The 2,229-nt window shown below is 68.2% G+C and carries 2 protein-coding genes; both read left to right on the top strand.

What is annotated here, in order from left to right:
- Positions 1-175 precede the first annotated feature (175 nt).
- Positions 176-1,030: a ceramidase domain-containing protein gene (locus tag PKH97_RS16060; protein ID WP_324388616.1), complete on the top strand. Its 855-nt coding sequence runs from the start codon at positions 176-178 to the stop codon at positions 1,028-1,030.
- 4 nt (positions 1,031-1,034) lie between these two features.
- Positions 1,035-1,505, top strand: coding sequence for an NUDIX domain-containing protein (locus tag PKH97_RS16065; protein ID WP_324388617.1), 471 nt, complete (start codon positions 1,035-1,037; stop codon positions 1,503-1,505).
- Positions 1,506-2,229: the final 724 nt, after the last annotated feature.

Raw genomic sequence — 2,229 nt, forward strand, 5'->3', positions numbered from 1 at the left:
CGGAAGAGCAGGCTGTAGCCGATCTGGCCGGCGGCGCCGGTGACGGCGACCTTGACGGGAGTGCTCACTATCGATCCTTCCGGTGGGACGAGGACGTATGCCGCGTGCTCCCGGGCGTGGCGACCCGGCGCGGTTGGATACGTCCGACGCTAGCAGTGGGGCCTACCGTTGGCGGATGCCGCCCGCCTCCCGGAAGCCGGACCCGCGAGTGACCTCGGCCACGCGGTCCGTGCGACCGCTCGCGATCACCGCGGCCGTGGCCACCGTCTCGACGATCGCGCTCGTGCTCGCCGTTGAACGCGGCTGGCTTGGCCCTGACGTGGGCCGCGGGAGTGGCTTTTGCGAATGGTCCTTCCGCGCCTTGGTCGATCCAGCCAGTCGAGTCGTGCGCCAGCCCGCCAACACCTTCTCCAACCTCGGTTTCGTCCTTGCCGGCCTGGCCATCGCCTGGCGCGCCGACCGCCGCGAGCGGCTGGGTCCGACTCTCGCTGCCCGCCCCGGGCTGGTGATCGCCCTCGCCGTCGTCGTCACGCTGCTCGGGCCCGCCAGCGCCGCCATGCACGCGACCCAGAGCGATCTTGGCGGGCAACTGGACATGCTCTCGATGTACCTCATCGCCGCGCTCGTCCTGGCGTATGCCGTCACACGCCTCCGCCACGGGGGCACCGGGACGTTCGTCGTGACTTTTGCCGTGGCCGTCGCGCTGTCCGAGATCGCCGACCGGACGGGCGGACCGATCCCGGTGCTCATGCATACCGGCAATCTCGCCTTCGCGACGGTGCTGCTCGTCGCGGTGGGAATCGAGATCGTCCTCGCGCGCCGCGGGGAGGGTGTCGGCCTGCGCTGGGGTGCGGCGTCCTTGGCCGCCTTCGGGCTGGCCTTCGGGATCTGGAATCTCGGGAAGTCCGCTCAGCCCTGGTGCGATCCCGACTCGCTGCTGCAGCCCCATGCCGCGTGGCATGTGCTGTGCGCGCTGGCCGCCTATGCGCTCTTCTGCGGCTACGCGGGGGAGCCGGACCGCCCACAATAACCGTATGCCGATCCCCGACTTCGTCCGTGACCTGCGCGATCGCGTGGGCCACGACCTCCTCCCGCTCGTGGGCGTCACCGGCGTGATCCGCAATCCGGCCGGCGAGATCCTGCTCGCCCGGCGGACAGACAGCGGGGAGTGGGCTCCGCCCAGCGGCATCGTCGAGCCCTTCGAGCCGCCGGCCCGCGCCATGCTGCACGAGATCCGTGAGGAAACCGGCGTCACCGTCAGTGTCGATGCGCTGGTCGCCCTCGACACCAGCGACCTGATCACCTACCCCAATGGGGATCGTGCCGTCTATACGCAGTTGATCTTTTCCTGCACCTATCTGAGTGGCTCGGCGGGCGTGAGCGATGACGAGAACGATGCGATCGGCTGGTTCGCCGCAGAGGCGTTACCGCCGTTGAGCGCGGCGTGGCGACGGCGAATCGATCATGCTTTCACCTCCTCGGGCCGGACGTGGTTCGGTCGTTAGCTACATGTGTTCAGCGCGACGTCGCGCGGTCTGGCGGATCAGACCCAGTCCACGGCGGAGACGGCGCGCCCGGCCGCGGGCGCGTGATCGTCGCCCAGCCGCAGCCCACTCCTGCGGAGTGTGTGCTTTGTCCATCGAGATGTCCCAAAATGCCCGGAGCACAATTCGTGGGCGCTCGTGCCACGGTCTGCTCGCGAGCCGATTGGAGCCATACCATCCCGGCTTGACCGCCGGATTTGCGGCCTCGATTCCAGTGTGCGAGCTCGGCTGGATATCGCGCGTCCACCGCCCCGAACGGAATTTCACATGCGGCCAGTGAGGCCCGAAAAGGCTCCAGGGCGCCAAGCCGGCGGGCTGCCTCGGCCAGTCTGTCCCTCTCCGTGGGGAGCAAGGCTGCCCAGGCAGGAGTGAAAGACAATCGCGCTTCGGATTCGCGGTCTTGAGGGACATCGCGAAGCGCGTGGAGAGCAAGGATGATGGCATGGTCCACGCGGTCGAGACAGGGCACGGACTGGTGGGCAAGATTGACTGCGTCGTGTCGGCTCCAGACCTCATCGAAGACGTGCCTGGGCGCCCCCAGGAGGCCCGGAAAATTGACGTGCACATCGACCGTGCAAGGCCAGCCGGGAATGACGACGGCGACTGCATGAAGGCCCAAGCCCAGGGAGTCCGATCCCGGCCCGAAGAAGCGCTTCCAACCTAGTCCGTCCAAGAGGCTGATGGC

It is taken from the genome of Nostocoides sp., assembly GCF_035343835.1.
Lineage (GTDB): Bacteria > Actinomycetota > Actinomycetes > Actinomycetales > Dermatophilaceae > Nostocoides_A > Nostocoides_A vanveenii.